The sequence below is a fragment of the Novosphingobium ovatum genome, assembly GCF_009909235.1.
GTDB classification, from domain to species: domain Bacteria; phylum Pseudomonadota; class Alphaproteobacteria; order Sphingomonadales; family Sphingomonadaceae; genus Novosphingobium; species Novosphingobium ovatum.
Genome location: NZ_JAAAPO010000001.1, coordinates 19,933 through 40,556 on the forward strand (window position 1 = coordinate 19,933; position 20,624 = coordinate 40,556).

Here is a 20,624-nt window from a genome sequence, read left to right on the forward strand (position 1 = left end):
CTCCCACGGCGGCGTTGCTGTTTTGGGTGGAGATCAGGCCTGTTCGGTCTGCGGGGCGTTGGCCTCCGCTCGGCGGGCCAGTTGGTCGTCAAACACGGGGTTATCCAGCAGGAAGAAGATTTCCTTGGCACGCGCCTCGTTCACCGGCTCGCTGGGCACGCTGGCCATGATCGCGTCGAAACGCTTTTGCATACCGGGGCCGAATTCGGGATGGGTCAGGATATACAGGTCGTTGCGCTGGATGCCCGCCAGCACGCGTTCGCCCACTTCCTCGGCGCTCATCCACAATGGCGAGTTGGGGCGCTTTTCCAGATCGGCCTCGCGCTGGGCATAGCCGCTGTCGTTGCGCAGATGCTGCGGGCGCAGTTCACCCGATTGCGAGATGTTCGATTGCACCGGGCCGGGCATAAAGGCCGACACGCCGATGTTTTCAACCGCCAGTTCGCCCCGGATCGCCTCGGAAATGCCCATGACGGCGGCTTTGGCGGCGGTGTAAATGGCCGAATACGAGATCGGGATCAGCGCCGATTGCGACGAGGTGGTGACGATCTGGCCGCCTTCACCATGCGCCTTGATACGCGGGAGGATGGTGACCAGGCCATTGATCACGCCGCCCAGATTGACGCCCATGCCCCAATCCCAATCGTCATAACGCGCGTCCAGCACCGGGCCCATGACGCCAATGCCAGCGTTGCCGATCAGCATGTGGATCTTGCCAAAACGGGCCTCGGCGCGGTCGGCGGCGGCGGCGAAGGCGGCGCGGTCGGTGACGTCCAGCTGGACCGTTTCGACCTGCGCGTCAGCGTTCAGGGCGGCCTTGGCTTCGTCCAGCGCGGACTGGCGGATGTCGGCGATCACCACATTGGCACCTGCCTTGACCAGCGCCTGCACGATGCCCAGGCCAATGCCATTGGCGCCGCCCGTGACAAAGGCCGTCTTGCCGCGCACATCGGCCATCGGCGTCACATTGGCCGTGGGAGCTTGAAATGCCATTTCTATCACCTCTTCCGTTGTCGGCGCCCGTTGTCAGGTCGCCCGTGATGCAGATCGGGCCGGCACAAGGGGAGTTGCCCCGGCCCGCTGCGGATATGTGTTAGTTCTTCAGGCCCAGACGCTGGCGGGTCTCGCCCGGCGTCGCCACATCGCTGCCCAGACGCTCGATCAGCTCGCGCGCCCAGACGACCATTTCGGCATTGTTGGCGGCCTGACGGCCACGGCGCAGATAGGTCGTGTCTTCAAAGCCGGTGCGCACGTTGCCGCCCAGCAGCACCGATTGCGCCGCCATCGGGAACGAGAACTTTTGGATGCCGAACCCGGTGAAGTTCGCCCCACGCGGCAGCTGGTTCTTGGAGTATTGCATCGCCTCGGTCGTGGCGGGCAGGCCGTATTTGGTGCCCAGCACAAAGGTATAGGGCACATGCGCGGGCAGGGCGCCCTCGGCGATCAGGTCCTCGGCGAACACGAAGTCGCCCGCTTCAAAGCATTCGATTTCCGGCAGAACGCCCGCATCCTGAATCATGTGGCCCATCTGGACCATCATCGGTTTCAGGTTGATCGCCGCGCCGCCCCACAGGTTCATGGTGCAGATGTCCAGCGTGCACATGTCGGGCTTGAGGTCCAGAATGTGCTCCAGACGGCGCTGGGCGGTGAACATCAGTGTGCCGGGGCCGGGCAGCGAGGGGTCCTCGTCGCTTTGCATCCAGGTGCAGCCGGGGCCGGTGGTGACGTTGAGGATGACGTCGGTGTTCTTGGCGCGGATCATGCCGACCACTTCGCGGTAGTCCTCCAGCGCCTGGCTGGGGGCGCCGGTATCGCGGTCACGCACATGCAGGTGGATGATCGAGGCGCCAGCGTCCGCCGCGTCCAGCGCTTCTTGCGCCACATGCTCGGGGCGGAAGGGGAAGTTGGGGTGCTTGGGGAACGGATCGCTGCTGCCGGTGACGGCGCAGGTGATGAAAACCTTGTCGGCCAAGTGTATTCTCCTCTCGGCATTTCGTAAGATGTTCTGGGCGGGCGGTGTGATGGGGACACCCTGTGGCAAATGCCGTGGCCCACAGATAGGCCGTTGCCTCTGCCATTATTGCCACTAACAGTCTGGGCCGGTAAGGTGGCGCGGACAGAGCCAAAAAGGTTGGGCACGCATTTCCCCTATGCTGTAAGGGGGGCGTGCTGTATGGGCCGGTGCGAACAGCCGGTGTGGAGCATCATGGCGCAAAGAGAGGAACTGACCCGTTTCATGAAGGCCGCGCGGGCGCGGCTGTCGCCGGCCGACGTGGGTCTGCCGGCGGGGGAGCGGCGTCGTACACGCGGGCTGCGGCGCGAAGAGGTCGCGACCTTGGCCGGCATGAGCGTGACGTGGTACACGTGGTTCGAACAGGGCCGCGATGTGCAATTGTCGGTGCCGATGATCGAGCGTCTGGGCCGCGCCCTGCGGCTGGAGCCCAAGGAGCGCGAGTTCCTGTTCGCGCTGGCGCAGCATCGCCCACCCCCGCTGTCTTCGCAACTGGACGAGGAGGTGCGCCCCGGCACGCAGGCGCTGATCGACGCGTTGAACATCCCTGCGCTGGTGATCGTCGAGGACTGGACGGTGGTGGGCTGGAACCGGCTGGTGCAGCGCGTGTTCCGCGATTATGCCCCGCTGCCTCGGGCCGAGCGCAACCTGTTCCGCATCCTGATGCTGGGCCAGCAATATCGCGTCGATCCCGAACGCTATCGCGAGATGGCCCGCCGCCTCACCGCGCGGTTCAAGTGGGATTACAGCCGCACCGCCAGTCCCGAGGTGTTTGACGTGCTGATCGCGGAAATGCGCGAAAGCAGCGAGGTGTTCGCCCAATGCTGGGAAGCGGCCGAAATCCGCACCCATTTCGAGGATGTGAACACTGCCGCCCTGCCGGAAGTGGGGCAGATCTCGTTCCACCACACGTCCTATGCGATTGAGGAAGTGCCCGGGCAGCGGTTGATCCTGTTTGCCCCGGCTGACGCGGAGAGCGCGGAAAAGCTGCGCCGCGTGGCCGAGGAATTGCGCGCCGAAGTCGCAGGCTGACCTCGGCGCGTCCTCAATGCCCGATGGGCGGCGGCGCGTGGCCCGACACTTCTGCGCCCGCGTCGCGCGGCATGCGTGCGAACAGCGGCACGGCCAGCGCGCCGATCCCGGCCAGCGCGACAATCGCCAGGCGATAGTCCTCGAGCCCCGCCACAGCGCCCAGCCCGGCCGAGCCATTGACCAGCAGCGCCGCGAGCGAAATCCCCGCCGCCGCCGAGAGCGAGTTGGCCAGATTGTTGACGACCGTCGCTCCGCCCAACTCCTCGCGCTCGACATCGGCAAAGGAGAGCGACATCATCCCCGTAAAGGCGATCGAGCGCGCCATCCCCGTCACCAGCATCGCCCCGCCCAGCGCCCACATCGGCCAACTGGGCTGCAACAGCGCGGTGGCGCCCATCGCGCCCATCATCGTGGCCGTGCCCAGCGTCAGCGCGGTGCGGAACCCCATGCGGCGGATGCTGCGCCCGGCGATGGGTTTGAGCATCAGATCGCCCGCGTTTTGCGCCAATAGCAGCATGCCGGTGGTAAATGGCGACAGGCCAAACCCCACCTGAAAGAACAGCGGCAGCAACAGCGATTGCCCCATGAACGGCAGCCGCATCAAAAACCCCGCGCCAAAGGCGATCGAGCGGAACGTGCCATGGCGCAGCGCGTCCAGCGGCACCAGCGGCGCGTCATGCCGCCGCATGTGGCGCATGGCCAGCCACGCGATGCCTATCGCCGCCAGCCCCAGCGCCGCCGGTTGTTGCCAATGTGCCGGTTCCGCGCCCAGCCGGTCCAGCGCATAGACCAGCCCTGACAGCGCGCCCGCCACCAGCACGAAGCCTTTGTGATCGAACAGCGGGGCGTCATCATCGCGCAGATTGGGGATCAGGCGCAGCACCATGACAATGCCGATCACCGCCAGCGGCACGTTGATGAAAAAGATGTACCGCCAGCCCAGCAGGTCGGTAATCAAGCCGCCGATGGGCGGGCCGATCACCGGAGCGATCAGCGCGGGGGTGGTGCTGATCGCGGTCATTTCCACCAGATCGCGTTTGGGCGTGATACGCAACAGCACCAGATTGCCCACCGGCACCATCAAGGCCGAGAACATCGCCTGTACGCTGCGCGCCGCGACAAAACCGGGCAGACCATCGCACAGCCCGCACAGCAATGAGGACGCGGCAAAGCCCGCGATCGCGCCGATCAGCACCCGCTGCGTCCCCAGCTTTTCCGCCACCCAGCTGCTGATCGGCAAAAACACCGCCGAGACCAGCAAGTAGGCCGTGATCCCCGCCGACAGGTCCACCGGCGCGACGCGGAAATCCACCGCCATATGCGGCAGGGCGGTGGCGATGATCGTGCCTTCCAGAATGCCCATGAACATCACCACCGCCACCACCAGGGCGATGGTGCGGGGCTTTACAATGGTTTCGTTCACGCCGGCGCTTTCAGGAACAGGGCGCGGATGTCATCGGGAATGCGCGCGGCCTTCATGGCGCCGGGCTTGTCGGGGTGAGGCACGGTCCACACGCGCTTTTCCGTGCATTCGACGCAGATTCGCCCCTGATGCGTCAGGCGGTGATGCAGGGTAAAGCTGGAGTTGCCGAAATCAGGCGCGGCCGTTTCTACCAGCACATCGTCGCCATAGGACGTCGGTCCCAGAAAACGCGCCGACATGTCCACCGCCGGAAAGCCGATGACGCCCAGTTCCTTGAGCATTTGCCGTTTGGGCGGCAGGCCGGCGTGTTCGAACAACAGCACCGCGTTTTCGGCAAACATGTCGAAATAGCGCGGGGCAAAGACGATGCCTGCCGGGTCGCACTCGCCCCAGGTGATGCGGTGCGGGCGCGAGAGGAAAGCGGTGTATTCAGGCGCCTCGCTCATGCCAGAATGGCCTTGCCCTGCGTGGTGGTCTTGGCGGCCATTTCCTCAGGTGTGGGGGGCGTGGGGATCAACAGCCCGCGCTGTACCGCCGGGCGCGCGGCAATGGCATCGCGCCAGCGCAACAGATGGGGCATGTCCGAAATGTCGATGTTGGCCCATTCACAGCCGCGCACCCAAGGGAAGCTGGCGATGTCGGCCACGCTATAGTCATCGCCCAGCAGATAGGCCCGGTCGGCCAGTTGATCGTTCAGCACGCCCAGCAGGCGGCGGCTTTCACGGGTATAGCGCTCGATCACGGCGGGGATCTTTTCGGGGAAGTAGCGGTTGAACACCGTTGCCTGCCCCATCATCGGGCCCAGACCCGCCACCTGCCACGTCACCCATTGCAGCGCGCGGCTGCGGCCGGCCACATCGGCGGGGATAAAGCGGCCAAACTTTTCAGCCAGATAGATCAGGATCGCGCCCGATTCGAACACCGCAAAGCCGCCCGTGTCGGCCTCGACCTCGGTATCCACCAGCACGGGGATCTTGCCATTGGGATTGCGGGCCAGAAACGCGGGCGTCTTCTGCTCCTGATTGGTCAGCGAGATCGGGTGGACCTTGTATGGCACCCCCAACTCCTCCAGCAGGATCGAGACCTTCCAGCCATTGGGCGTTTCGGATGTGTATAATTCCAGCATGAACCTCTCCTTCATGGCGGTGGGGGCGTGTGGGGTGCGCGCAGGCCGCATGGGCCGCGCGGGCATCGGTTGTGCCACCTTTGCGTCAGGGCGGGCGCGGCGGACAAGGCCATTGGCGGCGCTATCATAGATTGTGACAGGCTGGGCAGGGGGCTGGAGCTGGGCGCGCTGGCTGTCGTCCCGCACCGTCAGGGAGTTATTTTTGCTGCTAGTATATTCTGCCCACTTGGCAACTTGCGCTGGGCCTCGCAAAAATGGCAGTAAGACATACAAATGACGCGTGGGTATGGTCCTCCCCGGCCTGACCCGCGCCGAACATGGAGAGCGCCGTGGCGAAAGACAACAAGATCACCTTTTTCGACCTGAATCATGCCAGCGGCTGCACCACCAGCCCGTTCGTCTGGGCGACGAAATATGCCGTTGCGCACAAGGGCTTTGATCTGGATGTGGTGTCGGGCGGGTTCACCGGCATTCTGGAGCGAACCGGTGGCCGCAGCGAACGCCTGCCGGTGATCGCGGATGATGGCCATTTCGTGCTCGATAGCTGGCTGATCGCCGAATATCTGGACGAGAAATACCCCGACCGGCCCAAGCTGATCCCCGATCCGTCGATCAAGCCGCTGATCCAGTTTCTGGAAACCTGGCTGTGGAAGACCGCGATCAGCCCGTGGATGACCTGCTATATCCTGGAATACCGCAGCCGCGCGTATGAACATGACCACAATTACATCACCGAAACGCGCGAACGCATGTTCGGCAACCGCAAGCTGGAGGATATTGCCGTAGGTCGTGAAGACCGCCTGCCCAAGGTCTTGCCCGAGCTGGAACTGCTGCGCGGCATTTTGGGGCAGCACAAATGGCTGGGTGGCGACACGCCCAACTATGCTGACTATCGCGCGCTGGCGGTGTTCCTGTGGTGCGCCAGCGTGGCCGACATCCCGCCCATGACCGAGGACGAGCCGCTGCGTGACTGGATCGACCGTGGTTTTGACCTGTTCGGCGGTCTGGGCCGCATTCCGGGGATGAGCCCGCTGTTTGGTCTGAAGTTGCGCGAGGGCGATCCCGAGCCGTTTTCCAAGGGCCCCTCGCTGGTGTCGGGTCTGGTCAAGCGCAACACCGGGCCCGCCAGCACGGCGGCTGAAACCGCCCACATCACCGGAGCCAAGGAAAAGGCCTGAGGCACCATGGCCGATGTGTGATCGTTGGTCGGTCGGGGTTGCAATCGCCGGGCGGCGAATTCATATGCAACCCTGACAAAATGCTTTGGGACGGGTGCCCGTTCCGGCTATGCCCCGATGGGCAGGCCGGGCGGGCGCTATACCGCTACCCCGGCGGCAAGATGACAGGATAGGGCAGACGTGATGCGTGTTGAGGATGCCAGTGGCGAGCCGCCTGCGGGCCGTTTGCGGATGTACCACATCCCCGGCTGCCCCTTTTCCGAGCGGGTGGAAATCCTGTTGGGGCTGAAGGGGGTGGGTGATGTGATGGCCCACCACGACATCGACATTTCCAAGCCGCGCCCCGATTGGCTGTTGCGCAAGACGCGGGGCACCACCGCTCTGCCCGCGCTGGAGCTGGAAAGTGGCGAGACGTTGAAAGAGAGCATGGTGATCCTGCGCTATTTCGACGAACGTTTCCCGCAGCCGCGCATCGCCCGTGCAGATCCGTATGAACATGCCGTGGAACAGATGCTGGTGGCGACCGATGGGGCGTTCACCGGGGCGGGCTATCGCATGATCCTGAACCGTGATGTGGCCCAGCGCGACACGCTCAAGGCCGAGGTCGACGCGCAATATGCCCGGCTGGACGCGTTCCTGCGCGATTATGCGCCTGATGGCGACTATCTGTTCGATCGCTTTGGCTGGGCGGAATGCGCCTTTGCCCCGATGTTCAAACGGCTGTGGTTCCTGGAATATTACGAGGATTATCAGGTGCCGCAGCATCTGACCCGCGTGCTGCGCTGGCGCGAGGCCTGTGTGAACCACCCGGTGGTCGCCGCGCTGCACAGCCATACCGAACTGATGACGCTGTATTATGACTATGCGCAGGGTGGCGGCAATGGCCGCATCCCCGAAGGGCGCAGCGTCTCCAGCTTTACTCTGGCCCCGCCGTGGAGCGCCCGCCCCATGCCCCCGCGCGACAAATGGGGCCATGCCGCCAGCGACGCGGAACTGGGCCTGATCTGATTTTTGCGAACCCCTTGAATATATTCCCCTTCGAAAGGACTGCCCCATGAAGAGCTATCCGCAGAATTACATCGACGGCAAATGGGTCGACAGCATCGGCGGCACGTCGCATGACGTGATCAACCCCGCCACCGAAGGCACCGCCAGCACCATCACGCTGGGCACGGCCGCCGACGTGGATGCCGCCGTTGCCGCCGCGCGCCGCGCGTTCGACAGCTTCTCTGCCACCACCAAGGATGAGCGCATCGCCCTGCTGGGCCGCATCATCGAGGCCTACAAGGCCCGCATCGGCGACATTGCCGAAGCGATCAGCACTGAAATGGGCTGCCCCATCGGCACCTCCAGCACCGCGCAGGCTGGTTCGGGTCTGGGCCATCTGGCCAACACGCTGGCCGCGCTGAGCGCCTATGACTTTGAGGAAAAGTTTGGCGATAACAAGGTCGTGCGCGAAGCCATCGGCGTGGTTGGCCTGATCACGCCGTGGAACTGGCCGATGAACCAGATCGTCGCCAAGGTGGCGCCGGCGCTGGCCGCGGGCTGCACCATCGTGCTGAAGCCTTCGGAAGAAGCGCCCACCTGCGCTGCCGTGTTCGCTGAAGTGCTGGAAGCCGCGGGCGTTCCGGCCGGCGTGTTCAATCTGGTGCAGGGCGATGGCCCGACCGTGGGCAATGCCATCGCCGCCCACCCCGGCATCGACATGGTGTCGTTCACCGGCTCGACCCGCGCCGGCATCATGGTGGCCAAGGCGGCTGCCGACACCGTCAAGCGCGTGACGCAGGAACTGGGGGGCAAGTCGCCCAACATCATCCTGCCCGGCACCCCGCTGGACAAGGCGCTGCCCGGCGGTTGCGGCGGCGTGCTGCTGAACTCGGGCCAGAGCTGCGTGGCGCCGACCCGTATGCTGGTCCATGTGTCGCAGCATGACGAGGCGGCCAAGCTGGCTGGCGAAATCTTTGGCGGCAAGCCGGTGGGCGATCCGATGGCCGAAGGCGGCCACATCGGCCCGGTGGTGAACAAGGCCCAGTTTGACAAGATCCAGGGCCTGATCGCCAAGGGCATTGAAGAAGGTGCGACACTGGTCACCGGCGGCACCGGCCTGCCCGAGGGCGTGGACAAGGGCTATTTCGTCAAGCCGACCGTGTTTGCCAATGTCACCAATGACATGGCCATCGCGCGCGAGGAAATCTTTGGTCCGGTGCTGGTCATCCTGCCGTACAAGGATCTGGACGAGGCCGTCGCCATCGCCAATGACACGCCCTATGGTCTGGGCGCCTATATCGCGGGCGATCCTTCGGTGGCCAAGCAGATCGTCGGCAAGATCCGCGCCGGTTCGGTCTATGTCAACGCCGGTGGTCTGGTGATGGACATGCCCTTTGGCGGCTACAAGCAGTCGGGCAATGGCCGTGAATTCGGCAAGTTCGGTCTGGAAGAATTCCTCGAGGTCAAGTCGGTGATCGGCGCGCTGCCGGCTTAATCGCTGACTGCCCTTTTCGGGAGATGCAGCCCCGCTCCGGCTTGTCCGGGGCGGGGTTTGTGTTGGTGCGTCAGCCGCCTTCGAACAGGTCCAGAAACGCCACCACATCATTGTCGGTGGCGATATACAGCCCCTCCTGCACCTCGGCCGGTTGCTGTTCGCCGATCAGCATCGCCTCGGACAAGGGGCCATAGAACAGCGTGGTGGCCGCGCCCCCTTCCGGGCCGCCGTCCAGATGATACAGCCGCACGCTGGCGGAGTGATAGGTGGTGCGCATGGCGCTCAGATGGGCGTCTTTGCCCCGATTGGCAAGGGTGCGCCATGGCCCCACGCGCCCAGCAAAAACCCCCGGCCGCGTCCTGCGCGACCGGGGGTTTTGTCCGGCCTACCCCGCATGGGGGCAGGTGCCGGGGCTGGATCAGAAGGTAAAGGTCAGCGACCCGCGCAGACCGCTGTCCTGCGCATTCGAGGCCTGGGTGCTGGTATAGGCGGCGCTGAGCACCAGACCCGGAGCCAGCTTGGCCTCCAGGCCCAGATCCAGCAGCGCCGCGCTGCGCGCCGTCGGCACGCTGGCCACGCGGAAGGTGCTGCCATTCAGCAGGCTGTTGTCGGCCGTGAAGGTCGTGGCGTGTTCGGCAAGGCGATATTGCACGCCGCCGGTCGCCTTGATCGGCACGCCAGCCAGCTTGCCCAGATCCGCCGCGCCGCGCAGGCCCACGGTGTAAAGCCAGCCGCCGCCGCCGCCTTCGCGGATGCCCAGACGCGAGGTCGCCGCGTCTTCGGCCGCCGAACGTCCGGTGACATCGACATAGGCCACCCCGACCGAAGGCTCAAGCTCGATGCCCTTCAGCTGCTTGCGATAGCTGGCTTGGGCAAAGAACTGCTTGACGATGACGTTGTACCGGCTCTTCGCGCTTTCCGAGAAGGTGCCGATCGTCACCGAACGGCTGGTGTGCGTATCGCGGCGGGTCAGACCGACGCCAGCCACCAGCGACAGCGCGCTGCCGTCGATACGGCCAAAGAAGCCGGCATGCAGGTCGTTGGTGTCCGCCGACGAACCGCGCGCCGACAGCGCCAGCTTGCTCGTGCCGATGCCGAACATGCTGCCCACGGTCAGGTGCGGCACCAGTTCCAGTTGCGAGCCAAACAGCATCCCGCTGGTGTTGCGGGCATAGGTGGCCGCGTTGCCATCGCCATTGGCGTGGCCCCAGCTGCCATAGCCATAGGCCCAGAACATGCTGCCATAGGCGCGCTGCGACAGGACCGCGTTACGCACGAACTGGCTGTCCTCCATCGCGGCGGCACGGACGCTGGCATGCACTTCGCCCGAGATGACGTCCAGCGCCGCAGCGCCAGCGGCGCGGCTTTGCAGGTTGCCCATCGCATAGAGCAGCGACGTGCTGTCAAGCACCGTGCCCGCAGCGATGCGGCCGGCGGCGGTGTCGGCGCTGGTGCCGGCGGCGATCTGGTTGGGCGTCAACCCGGCCGAGGCATAGGTACGGGTCTTGGCGACATCCAGATAGATGGCGTTGGCCGCATAGGTCGGGACCAGGCTGTAGAAGTACGAGACGGCCGTATCACCCGTGACCGAGCCATAGGTGCCCGTGCGGCCACCAGCGGCGGTCAGGATGGTGTAGCGGCGCCCCAGTTGATAGGCGCCCGTGTCGGTCTTGGTGACGTTAAGCGTCGTGCCCGACTGGATCGTCGCGGTGCCGCCGACCGCCAGCAGGTCGGTCGAACCGGTCGAGGTCAGCTCGACCGCATAGGTCGAACCGGTGCCCTGCACAAAGTTGCCCGCAACCGTCAGCGTGCCGATCGAGCCGCCCGGCGCCAGCGTGGTGCCGCTGCCCATCGACAGGCTGCCGATCGTGCCATAGCCGCCCAGCGAGCCATTGGTGACGACGAAATTGGCGTTGGCCATCGACCCCGCATAGGTCGTGCCGTTCTGGCCAACCACCGCGCCGCCGATCTGCACGCGCCCGCCACCCAGCACGTTGGCCGTGCCCGAGATGGTGCTGGTGCCGGTCATGATGACCGTGTCGGTGTTATAGAAGTTGATCGTGCCGGTGCCGCCAAAGGCGTTGCTCAAGGTGGTCGGCCCGGTCAGCGCACGCACCGCCGACGCGTTGTTCGACGGGCTATAGATGTTCAGCGTGGTGTTCAGGTCCAGATCAACCGTGCTGGTGCCCAGCGACTGATAGGTGGCCGTCACCGTGCCGCCCTGCACACGCAGGCCGCCGCTGAACGTGTTGTTGCCATACAGCACCAACGTGCCCAGGCCCGTCTTGACCACAGCCACGTTGCCCGCCAGCGTATTGTAGATCGTGGCGACATAGCCCGCGCCATCGGGCGTGCCGTCACCCACGTTGATGTTGGCGGTCGTCCCGCCAAAGGTGATCGTGCCGCCGTTCAGGATGTAACCGCCCACGGTAAAGCTGAGATCGCCCGCGGTCACGGTGCCGCCGGTGTTGTTGACGGTGACGGTGCCGGGCGTGCCGCTGAACACGGTGACGCGCTGCGTGGTGGAATAGGGGGTGTTCTGCTGCTGAGTGCCGGTGTTCCAGTTCAGCGAGACAACGTCCCACGTACCGCTGCCACCGACCCAGAACAGGTCGGTCGCCGCGTCGATCACGCCGCCTTCAGAGCTGGTCGACTCCACGCCGGGGTTGCTGACCGGACGCAGCTGCGAGAACGCATCGACATAGGCATAGCCATAGTGACCGCCCCAGATGCAGTCGCCCACATAGATGGTGATGTTGTAGTCATGGCCAACGGTGGTGTTGATCTTGTTCACCACCCAGCCAGTGTACAACTCACCATATTGCGTCGTCTGGAAAGCGGCCAAGTTTACCGACGAATCCGAAGCGTTGTACACCTCATCGGTCAGAACAAAGGTGTTGTTGGCATCTGTCACATCGGTCACGACGACGTGCATCGTGGCAGATTCATCCTCGGGGTGGGACGGCGACATCACCGCCGACCACGCCACATACAGCGTGCTGCTGCCGTAGTTGGAGACGGTCTGCGAAATCGCGTTGATGCTGTAATTGTTGTTCGAATCGTTGATCCGCACGGCATAATCGCCGGCAAACACGGTCGGCAGGCCGGTGATCGCATCGGTGCCCTGGCTGACAACTGTGACCGAGTTGGGCGAGCCTGCGTAGTCGGAAGCGGTCACCGCGCCGCCACCGCTTGGGCGATAGCCACCCGTGACGACCCAACCCGTGGTGTCGCCCGTTTCAAAACCTGCGTTGACGAAATCATTGCCGCTGGCATCGGCGGCCAGAGCCGGATTTGCAAGGCACAGCGTGGCGGCCAGAACCGACGCCGAAGCGCTCCATGTGATCGCGCGGGGCGACCGGCGGGTGGTTACAGGATTCATAGATACTCCCAGTTCAAAACGTGGTCGAAAATCGGGGCGCGCGCAAAGGCGTCCGCAACGGACGGGCACGACGCATTGCTGTCAGATGGAGCGCGGATGCACCGCGCGCGACACCAAAGGCATCACCAGTGTGGTGAAAGCCTGCAGGCGCGACAAATGTCCCAGCAGGTTAGGCTGGAAGTGCATGGTGAAATCCCCCTCTATCATCACAGGACGTGCCAAATTATCTTATGCGACCCTGCCTGATTGACGGGAATGAGGGTAAAACCTCGTTCGCGTTGCTCCGCAATGCCCCGTGTTTACCTGCGCGGATGCGCTGCGCAAGGCTATTTTGCGCATTTGTTGCCGGAATTTTGCTACGCTTTGGTAAACATGTCACACTGTTCGTTACCGGCATGTTTGCGCCCAAATGGTTATGCCCAAGCGGTTTTGCGATCCGTGCCGGATCGAGATCTCCGTTGGACTGATCGGCGAATGCGCGTATCATTGCTGCCGTCCCGCCATCCGTTCGTGGCGGATTTGGCCAAGTATCTGGGAGAGCGTCAAAAGATGTTGCGTGGTGTGGTAGCCATTTTGGCGGCGGTGGCATTGTTTCCGGCAGTCCCGGCGCAATCGCGCGAGCATGGACAGCGGCACCGGGCCGCAACGGGTGGCCACGCCGCTGTCGCGCATGGCAAGGCCAAGGCGCATGGCAAGGCCAAGGCCAAGGCGCATGAAGTGGCGCATGGCAAAGCCAAGGTGCACCCGCGCAAGGGGCACAAGCAGGACGCGGTGGCACACGGCCAGCGGGCAGGGCGCAAGGGGCATCATCGTGCCATCGCGATGACAGCGGCGCAGCGTCGCGCCGAACAGCGCAAGGCGCCGCCGATGACCCGACAGGAGCGGCGCAAGGCGCGGGCGGCCGCAAGGCATCATGCGGCGCATGGGCGTCACGCCGCGATGGCGGCCCGTCATCACGGGCGCAGTCAGGCCACCGGCGCCCACGCGGCGCGCAGCCGCGCCAGTGCGCATCGGGCGCCCTATACGCCGCCGGTCTATCATGCTCCCGCGCCGACCGCGCCTTCCAGCGGTTTTTCCTCGGCGTTCAAGGACATCCGTCCCGAAGGCCAGTAAGCGGCACACCAAGCAAAAAGGGGTGACAGCGCATTTGGCTGTCACCCCTTTTTTGGGCCGGACGGGATCGGCCAAGCTGCGTACAGGACTGCTACACTCTGCCGCGTTCAGAACCCATAGATCATGCCTGCCATGATTTCATGGCTTTGCACCTTTTGTCCCAGCGATTGGCCAGCATATTTGACGGTGCCGTAATCCGAGAAACGGTATTCGACGCGCGCACGGATTTTCGTGCCATATTCAATGCCCGCCCCGACGCGATAGCCGCTCAGATCGGCAAGGATGCTGTTTGAGGTGGCCTGTGTGGCGTTCATGCGCATTTGCGCGTTGGTATAGCCCGCCTTGACAAATGCCAGCGTGCGCGGTGCCACCGTGATGCCCGCGCGCACGCCGATATAAAGGTCGCGCCCGGTGCGCAATTGCGCGGCGCTTAACAGGCGGTCGGTATAGGTGTGGCGCATCGTACCGGTGGTGACTTCGGCTTCGATCCCCAACCGGGTGTCGGTCAGGACCGACGTGTCAACGCCGATCAACGCGCCATATTTGATGCCTTCGCCGGTGCCGTTGGCTCGCACATCGGCGCCTGAAATCCGCACCTGCTGAGCGCCGGCCAGGACGCCGCCATAGATCTGGAAACCCGGTTCTGTCTGGGCCTGTGCCGGGCTGGCCACCATAGCCAGCACAGCGCCAGCGCTCAGCAGCAAGGGGTGGGAAAGAGTGCACTTCATCAGACCGCTCCGTTTCATGGCGCAATGCGCATGTCGGAGCCTCTATGAGGTGGCTTTGCCCAAAATCCTCCAAACGCGGACCTATGGAAAGGCCCGTATCAAGCGGCGCGTAATCAACTGGCGTCGGCCACCGAATCGCGCAAAATCAGCTCAAAGTCCAATTGGCGCAGCCGCTGCGTCTCGTTCAGGCTGACGCGTGAGAGGACCATTTGCGCGGCATATTGGGCCATCATATCGATCGGCTGGTGCACCGTCGTCAGATAAGGCCAGACCGATTTGGCGATCCAGCTGTCGTCAAAGCCACAGATCGAGACATCGGACGGCACTTTCAGCCCCAATTGGCTGCATGCGACAATAACCCCGGCCGCCGAGTCATCATTGGCGGCGAAAATTGCCGTGGGATAGCGTCGCGCCGCCAGCAATTCGTGGCCTGCCGCAATCCCGCCTTCGAACGAGAAGCCACCGTTCGCCTCGCTGACCAGAATCGCGGGATCGAGTTGCAGCAGCCGCTCCATGAAGCCGCGCCGGCGATTGACCGCCGCGCCATGGGTATTGGGGCCGTTGATGATGCCGATGCGGCGGTGGCCGCGGGCCCAGAACAGATCCGCCACGGCCGCCGCTGCCGCCGTGTCATCGATCATCACCGCCATCGAACGGTCGACATCCAGCATTGGCGCTATTCTTGAATAGGCAACACCGCGCGCTTCCAGCATGTCAAGCAGTACCTTGGCATCGCTGAGGGGGGGCGTCAGGATGAAGCCATCACAGCGGCTGTGGCGCAGGATCTGATCCACCTGACGCCGCAGGTCGGCTTCGGGCACGAAGGAATCCAGTGTGTCGATGCGCAAGTGGTATTGATTGTCGATGCAGGCGCGATAGGCCCCCGCCAGCACCTTCATCGTATAGTTCGGGCTGGGATTGTCGAACAATACGCCAATGGTAAAGCTGCGCGCACCGGCCAGCGAGCGCGCGGCGGTGTCTGGCACATAGTCCAGTTCGGCAATCGCTGCCTCAACCTTCTCGCGCAGGCGTTGCGAAACGTGCGGCTCGTTGTTGATTACCCGCGACACGCTTTTGATCGACACGCCAGCGACGCGCGCCACATCTGTCATGGTCGTGTGCGATGGAACCGGATGTACGGTTCGTCCGCTGCTCATGGCTGCCCCCTAACTACGTTGTTCCATGTAGGCATGATTTCGTGATTGAACAGGGGCATGATCTCGTATGTGCGCCAGATTTGATGGTTTTGCGCAAATCGCGGCGGGGTGAGGCGAGGCGCAATCGGGGGATTCGGGGTGGCGGATGTGCGGGCGCGTGCGGGGTGGCGAATTTGCCCCATTACGGAGCCTTTCCCTGCATGGACGGGGCGCCAAACTGTGGCAAAGCTGTTACAACTATGCATCGCTAGGCAGGTTTGTCGCATGCCCCAGGCCTCTCTTGCGTTGCGCTAAGTGTCTGAAAAATGGATGTGATATCCTATTCATTACGGCGCATGTTTTGTTCTGACAGCGATGTCTTGACAGCGCTGGTCAATTTGTCAATTTGTAATCACAGAGAGAGCCCGGATGGCGGGCCCCTTGGAGGAGATGCAGTTATGAGAAAGGTCGCCTATTTGGGCGTAGCGTCCGCTATTGCCCTGATGACGTCGCCTGCGATGGCCCAAACTACCGTCAATGCAGACGGCGACATCATCGTGACCGCCACTCGTACCGAAACCCTGTTGTCGAAGACGCCGATCGCCATGACGGCCGTCAGCGGCGAAATGCTGACGCAAAAGGGTATCACCAACACCACCCAGCTGGCTGACTCGGTGCCGAACGTGTCGATCGTTCGTGGCAACGGTCTGCAGATCACGATCCGCGGCGTGACCAGCACCGACGGCACTGAAAAGGGTGACCCCTCGGCCGCGTTCCTGTTGGATGGCGTGTACATCGCCCGTCCGCAGGCCCAGGAAGTCAGCTTCTTTGACATCGAGCGCGTGGAAGTGCTGCGCGGCCCGCAGGGCACGCTGTATGGCCGCAACACGACCGCTGGTGTGGTCAACGTGATCTCGGCCGCGCCCAAGTTCAAGTTCGGTGGCTCGGCTGACGTCTCTTACGAGAGCTTCAACCACATCACCGCGTCCGGGTCGATCAACGTGCCGGTGTCGGACACCTTCGCCGTGCGCGCTGCGGTCAACTATGACCGTCGCGACACCTTTGTGAACAAGACCTCGAGCGACCGTTATAACTGGGGTCCGTTCAAGGACGTGTTTGCCGCGCGTCTGTCGGCTCTGTGGCAGCCCACCTCGGACCTGAAGGTTCTGGTCAAGGCGGATTACTCGCTGGACAACGGTTATGGCGTGAACGCCGTGCCGACCACCAACTTCTTTGCCAGCGCCGCTGCCGCTTCGGTGGCCGGTACGCCGATCAACGCGGCCTATGTGGTCAACAGCGACACCACCGCCCAGCGCAGCAGCAGCCTGTCGGAGCAGTGGCAGGGCGTTGAGCGCAAGCTGGGCAAGGGCGTGATGGGCCAGATCGACTGGAACCTGTCGAACAGCCTGACGCTGACCTATCTGGGTTCGTACCGCACGATGAATCGCTTTATGCATTCGACGTTGGCGCGTACGGCCACGACTGGCAACCGTGACTGGTTCACCGGCCGTTACTGGCAGACCAGCCAGGAAGCGCGTCTGGCGTTCAAGTCGGGTAACCTGTTCGTTCAGACCGGCGGTTACTACTTCAAGGAAAAGTCGGGCATTGCCTTCTTCATCCTCGACTTCTTCGGCCCCAACTCGCAGTTTGGTTTCCCGCAGGACCCGACCATTGCCGTGTCCAAGGGTGTGTTCGGTCAGGCTTCGTACAACTTCACGCCTGAGCTGAAGATCACCGGCGGCATCCGCTACAGCAGCGACGACAAGAGCCGCGTGGGCGCGACCGTCAATGACGATCTGACCACCGGTGCGCGCACCACCTTCCAGACCAACAACGCCAGCCGCAACTTCAGCAAGACGACGTGGCGCGTGGGTGTGGACTATGACGTGCCGGGTCTGGGCCTGTTCTACGGCTCGGTTGCGACCGGTTACAAGGCTGGTGGCTTCAACGACGGTTGCGAAACCGGTACCGCTCCGGGCTGCGCCCTGCCGGCTGCCGCGCTGTACTATGCGCCGGAAACGCTGACCTCGTACGAAGTCGGTTTCAAGCTGCACACGGCTGACAACAAGCTGCGCTTCAACGGCAACTACTTCCACTATGACTACAGTGGTCTGCAGGTGTCGTCGGTGCAGAACGTCTGCGGCGGCCCTTGCCAGGTGACCGCCAACGCCGCGACCGCCAAGGTTGACGGTGTGGAACTGGAAGCCACCTTCAAGCCTGCGCCGAACCACGTGTTCGAAGCCATGGTGACCTTCCTGAACGCCCGCTATGGCAACTACACGCCGCCGGTGGCTGGTGCGAATGCCAACTTCGCTGGGGTTCAGCTGAACCGCAGCCCCAAGTCGGTGGTCTCGCTGGGCTACACCTTCACCCAGCCGCTGGGTGGTGGCGCTGAACTGGCGCTCAACGCCAAGACCCGCATCTCGGCGAGCTATGCTCTGACCGATATCGGCAATGGCGTGTTCTTCCGTCAGCCCAACTATACCAAGTCGGACATCTCGCTGACCTACACGGCGCCCGACAAGAAGTACTATGTTGGCGTGTTCGGCAAGAACCTGGAGAACCGTCTGGTCCTGACCAGCGTTTCGGCCAATGGCACTTTTGCCGGCACGGCGGTGTTTGAAGATCCGCGCACCTTCGGCATCCGCGCCGGTGCCAAGTTCTGATAACAGTGCTTTCATGAGCTAAACCCGAGGGGGCGAGTTGGGGTGAAAACCTTGGCTCGCCCCTTTTTCTATTTTTGAGACCCCGGTAAATTTTTTTGGAGTGGACGGAATGCAAGCCAAGACAATGTTGATCGCGTCGAGCGCGCTGATGGGGCTGATGATGCCCGCAGGCGCGATGGCCGCCGATCAGGCGCCGACAGCTGCGACGATCGCCGCTGCGGCGGCCCGCGCTGATGCCACCGTCCGCGCCATGAAGCCGGAAGAAAAGACTGTTCTGACGCATGGCATCATGCCGCTGCCGTTGATGCCGGGTACTCCGCCGCCGCCGGCGGATTCGATCCCCGGTGCGGGCTACATTGCGGGCATCGCGCGTCTGGGCGTACCGGCGCTCAAGGAAACGGACGCCTCGCTGGGCGTGTCCTATGTCATGGGCCTGCGCAAGGATGGCGCGACCGCGCTGCCTTCGGGCCTGTCGCTGGCGTCCAGCTGGAACCCCGAACTGGCCTATCAGGGCGGCGCGATGATCGCGGGCGAAACCCGGGCAAAGGGCTTTAACGTGCTGCTGGCCGGCGGCGTCAACCTGACGCGTGATCCGCGCAATGGCCGCACGTTTGAATATCTGTCCGAAGACCCGCTGCTCTCGGGCATGCTGGTGGGCGCCTCGATTCGCGGTATTCAGTCGCAGGGCATCATTTCGACCATCAAGCATTTCGCGCTGAACGGTCAGGAAACGGGCCGCAAATTCGTCGACATCCGCATCAGCGAAGCCGCCGCGCGCGAGAGCGACCTGCTGGCGTTCCAGATCGGGATCGAGCAGGGCCAGCCCCTGTCGGTGATGTGCGCCTATAACGTGGTCAATGGCGCGCCGGCCTGCGGCAATGACTGGCTGTTGAACAAGGTGCTCAAGAAGGACTGGCGCTGGAAGGGCTTTGTCATGTCCGACTGGGGCGCGGTGCCTAATCTGGAAACCGCGATCAATGGTCTGGATCAGCAGTCGGGCGAAAGCCTTGACCCGGCGGTGTTCTTTGCTGACAAGCTGGCCGCGCGCGCGGCAGGCGACAAGGCATGGGCCGCCCGTCTGGACGACATGAACCGCCGCGTGCTGACCGCCATCTACGCTGCTGGCCTGGACAAGAGCCAGCCGCAGCCGGGTGGCAAGATCGACTTTGCCGCCAATGGTCTGGTCGCGCTTGAGGCCGCCAAGCAGGGTATCGTGCTGCTGAAGAACAACGGCGCACTGCCGCTGGCCGCCAGCGCCAAGAGCATCGCGGTGATCGGTGGCTATGCCAATTCGGGCGTGCTGTCGGGTGGCGGCTCCAGCCAGGTGAACAGCGAGGGCGGGCCTGCCGTGGCCGTGCCGCTGGGTGGCGAAGGGCCGTTCGCGGGCTTTATGGCCCAGCATTACCACCGTTCGGCCCCGCTGGCCGCCATCCGCAAGCTGGCTCCGCAGGCCAATGTTACCTATCGCGACGGCAATTACATCGCCGATGCGGTCGAGCAGGCGCGCAAGTCGGATGTGGCCGTGGTCTTCGTGACCAAGTGGTCGAGCGAGGGTCTGGATCAGGCCGATCTGTCGCTGCCCAATGGTCAGGATGCGCTGGTCGCGGCAGTGGCGGCGGCCAATCCGCGCACGATCGTCGTGCTGGAAACCGGCAACCCGATCGCCATGCCGTGGTTGGACAAGGTCGCTGGCGTGGTGCAGGCGTGGTATCCGGGCGCGCGTGGTGGCGATGCCATCGCCAGCGTGCTGTTTGGCGAAACCAACCCCTCGGGCCACTTGCCGATCACGTTCCCGGCCAGCGTCAAGCAGTTGCCGCGTCCGGTGCTGGATGGTTACAACCAGTATGAGGCCAATTTTGCCGGTGATCCGCCGTTCCCCGGTGCCAAGCTGAGCGCGAACTATGACATCGAAGGTTCGGACGTGGGCTATCGCTGGTTCGCCCGCACGGGTGCCAAGGCGTTGTTCCCCTTCGGCTTTGGCCTGAGCTACACCACCTTTGCCAGCAATGGCCTGTCTGTGGTCGATCGTCCGGGCAAGGGTCTGTTTGCCACCTTTACGGTCAAGAACACTGGCGCGCGTGAAGGCGCGACCGTTGGGCAGGTCTATCTGACCGCCCGCAACGGCGCGGCCAAGCAGCGTCTGGTGGGCTTTGCCCGCGTCAACCTGGCGCCGGGCGCCAGCCAGACGGTGACGGTGCCGGTTGATTCGCGCCTGTTGGCCGATTGGGTCAAGGATGGCTGGCAGGTGGCTGCCGGTACGTATAGCTTTGCTTTGGGTGAGGACGCCGAGCATCTCCAGACGCCGGTGACGGTGAAGCTGGCCGCTCGCAAGTGGAAGGACTGAAGG

16 protein-coding genes are annotated in these 20,624 nt (G+C 63.7%); 7 read left to right on the forward strand and 9 right to left on the reverse strand.

Annotated elements, in window-relative coordinates; translation table 11 throughout:
- Window positions 1-33: 33 nt before the first annotated feature.
- Together GTZ99_RS00085 and GTZ99_RS00090 are read right to left on the reverse strand one after the other, a co-directional pair.
- Window positions 34-993, reverse strand: a complete 960-nt coding sequence (locus tag GTZ99_RS00085) for an SDR family NAD(P)-dependent oxidoreductase (protein ID WP_161716262.1) — start codon at window positions 991-993, stop codon at window positions 34-36.
- Between the two features lie 100 nt (window positions 994-1,093).
- Complete coding sequence (locus GTZ99_RS00090) at window positions 1,094-1,972, reverse strand: BKACE family enzyme (RefSeq protein ID WP_161716263.1); 879 nt, start codon at window positions 1,970-1,972, stop codon at window positions 1,094-1,096.
- Window positions 1,973-2,173: 201 nt separating this feature from the next.
- On the opposite strand from GTZ99_RS00090, the gene GTZ99_RS00095 reads away from it, so the two are divergent.
- Window positions 2,174-3,043 (forward strand): helix-turn-helix transcriptional regulator, encoded by an 870-nt coding sequence (locus GTZ99_RS00095; RefSeq protein WP_227710998.1) that lies wholly within the window; start codon window positions 2,174-2,176, stop codon window positions 3,041-3,043.
- 13 nt (window positions 3,044-3,056) lie between these two features.
- Here GTZ99_RS00095 and GTZ99_RS00100 read toward each other — a convergent pair whose 3' ends face one another.
- From GTZ99_RS00100 to GTZ99_RS00110, 3 genes are read right to left on the reverse strand one after another with little or no spacing between them, the layout of a single operon-like run.
- A complete protein-coding gene (locus GTZ99_RS00100) occupies window positions 3,057-4,466 on the reverse strand; it encodes an MFS transporter (RefSeq protein ID WP_161716264.1) in 1,410 nt (469 codons plus the stop codon).
- Entirely contained in the window at window positions 4,463-4,912 is a 450-nt protein-coding gene (locus GTZ99_RS00105; protein WP_161716265.1) for an acyl-CoA thioesterase, read from the reverse strand. The genes GTZ99_RS00100 and GTZ99_RS00105 overlap by 4 nt, the downstream gene beginning before the upstream one ends.
- Window positions 4,909-5,607, reverse strand: a complete 699-nt coding sequence (locus GTZ99_RS00110) for a glutathione S-transferase family protein (protein WP_227710999.1) — start codon at window positions 5,605-5,607, stop codon at window positions 4,909-4,911. The genes GTZ99_RS00105 and GTZ99_RS00110 overlap by 4 nt, the downstream gene beginning before the upstream one ends.
- Window positions 5,608-5,921: 314 nt before the next feature.
- On the opposite strand from GTZ99_RS00110, the gene GTZ99_RS00115 reads away from it, so the two are divergent.
- The 3 genes from GTZ99_RS00115 to GTZ99_RS00125 all read left to right on the forward strand — a co-directional run bounded on the left by GTZ99_RS00115 (window position 5,922) and on the right by GTZ99_RS00125 (window position 9,252).
- Entirely contained in the window at window positions 5,922-6,770 is an 849-nt protein-coding gene (locus GTZ99_RS00115; RefSeq protein WP_161716266.1) for a beta-etherase, read from the forward strand.
- A 183-nt stretch (window positions 6,771-6,953) separates the two neighbouring features.
- The gene (locus GTZ99_RS00120; protein ID WP_227711054.1) at window positions 6,954-7,778 is read left to right on the forward strand and encodes a glutathione S-transferase family protein; all 825 of its coding nucleotides are present in this window, start codon (window positions 6,954-6,956) and stop codon (window positions 7,776-7,778) included.
- Between the two features lie 46 nt (window positions 7,779-7,824).
- Complete coding sequence (locus GTZ99_RS00125; RefSeq protein ID WP_161716267.1) at window positions 7,825-9,252, forward strand: aldehyde dehydrogenase family protein; 1,428 nt, start codon at window positions 7,825-7,827, stop codon at window positions 9,250-9,252.
- A gap of 70 nt (window positions 9,253-9,322) precedes the next feature.
- Here GTZ99_RS00125 and GTZ99_RS00130 read toward each other — a convergent pair whose 3' ends face one another.
- On the reverse strand, window positions 9,323-9,529 hold the full coding sequence (locus tag GTZ99_RS00130; protein ID WP_161716268.1) for a hypothetical protein: 207 nt from the start codon (window positions 9,527-9,529) through the stop codon (window positions 9,323-9,325).
- Window positions 9,530-9,670: 141 nt separating this feature from the next.
- Entirely contained in the window at window positions 9,671-12,634 is a 2,964-nt protein-coding gene (locus tag GTZ99_RS00135; RefSeq protein WP_161716269.1) for an autotransporter outer membrane beta-barrel domain-containing protein, read from the reverse strand.
- Window positions 12,635-13,144: 510 nt separating this feature from the next.
- Here GTZ99_RS00135 and GTZ99_RS00140 point away from each other — a divergent pair.
- Window positions 13,145-13,747, forward strand: coding sequence for a hypothetical protein (locus GTZ99_RS00140; RefSeq protein WP_161716270.1), 603 nt, complete (start codon window positions 13,145-13,147; stop codon window positions 13,745-13,747).
- A gap of 107 nt (window positions 13,748-13,854) precedes the next feature.
- On the opposite strand, the gene GTZ99_RS00145 is transcribed toward GTZ99_RS00140, so the two are convergent.
- Together GTZ99_RS00145 and GTZ99_RS00150 are read right to left on the reverse strand one after the other, a co-directional pair.
- Entirely contained in the window at window positions 13,855-14,475 is a 621-nt protein-coding gene (locus GTZ99_RS00145; RefSeq protein WP_161716271.1) for an outer membrane protein, read from the reverse strand.
- Between the two features lie 113 nt (window positions 14,476-14,588).
- Window positions 14,589-15,632 carry a LacI family DNA-binding transcriptional regulator gene (locus GTZ99_RS00150; RefSeq protein ID WP_161716272.1) on the reverse strand — a complete coding sequence of 348 codons (1,044 nt, stop codon included), beginning with the start codon at window positions 15,630-15,632 and terminating at the stop codon, window positions 14,589-14,591.
- A 497-nt stretch (window positions 15,633-16,129) separates the two neighbouring features.
- Here GTZ99_RS00150 and GTZ99_RS00155 point away from each other — a divergent pair, with 497 nt between their 5' ends.
- The gene (locus GTZ99_RS00155; protein WP_227711000.1) at window positions 16,130-18,277 is read left to right on the forward strand and encodes a TonB-dependent receptor; all 2,148 of its coding nucleotides are present in this window, start codon (window positions 16,130-16,132) and stop codon (window positions 18,275-18,277) included.
- A 109-nt stretch (window positions 18,278-18,386) separates the two neighbouring features.
- Window positions 18,387-20,621 (forward strand): beta-glucosidase family protein, encoded by a 2,235-nt coding sequence (locus tag GTZ99_RS00160; RefSeq protein ID WP_161716274.1) that lies wholly within the window; start codon window positions 18,387-18,389, stop codon window positions 20,619-20,621.
- The last annotated feature ends 3 nt before the right edge of the window (window positions 20,622-20,624 follow it).

Excerpts from the sequence above, each read along its gene's own strand:
- GTZ99_RS00160 (WP_161716274.1), top strand. The coding sequence starts at position 18,387 with ATGCAAGCCAAGACAATGTTGATCGCGTCGAGCGCGCTGATGGGGCTG.
- GTZ99_RS00150 (WP_161716272.1), bottom strand. The coding sequence starts at position 15,632 with ATGAGCAGCGGACGAACCGTACATCCGGTTCCATCGCACACGACCATG.
- GTZ99_RS00125 (WP_161716267.1), top strand. The coding sequence starts at position 7,825 with ATGAAGAGCTATCCGCAGAATTACATCGACGGCAAATGGGTCGACAGC.
- GTZ99_RS00120 (WP_227711054.1), top strand. The coding sequence starts at position 6,954 with ATGCGTGTTGAGGATGCCAGTGGCGAGCCGCCTGCGGGCCGTTTGCGG.
- GTZ99_RS00105 (WP_161716265.1), bottom strand. The coding sequence starts at position 4,912 with ATGAGCGAGGCGCCTGAATACACCGCTTTCCTCTCGCGCCCGCACCGC.
- GTZ99_RS00095 (WP_227710998.1), top strand. The coding sequence starts at position 2,174 with ATGGGCCGGTGCGAACAGCCGGTGTGGAGCATCATGGCGCAAAGAGAG.
- GTZ99_RS00130 (WP_161716268.1), bottom strand. The coding sequence starts at position 9,529 with ATGCGCACCACCTATCACTCCGCCAGCGTGCGGCTGTATCATCTGGAC.
- GTZ99_RS00110 (WP_227710999.1), bottom strand. The coding sequence starts at position 5,607 with ATGAAGGAGAGGTTCATGCTGGAATTATACACATCCGAAACGCCCAAT.
- GTZ99_RS00085 (WP_161716262.1), bottom strand. The coding sequence starts at position 993 with ATGGCATTTCAAGCTCCCACGGCCAATGTGACGCCGATGGCCGATGTG.
- GTZ99_RS00145 (WP_161716271.1), bottom strand. The coding sequence starts at position 14,475 with ATGAAGTGCACTCTTTCCCACCCCTTGCTGCTGAGCGCTGGCGCTGTG.
- GTZ99_RS00135 (WP_161716269.1), bottom strand. The coding sequence starts at position 12,634 with ATGAATCCTGTAACCACCCGCCGGTCGCCCCGCGCGATCACATGGAGC.
- GTZ99_RS00155 (WP_227711000.1), top strand. The coding sequence starts at position 16,130 with ATGGCCCAAACTACCGTCAATGCAGACGGCGACATCATCGTGACCGCC.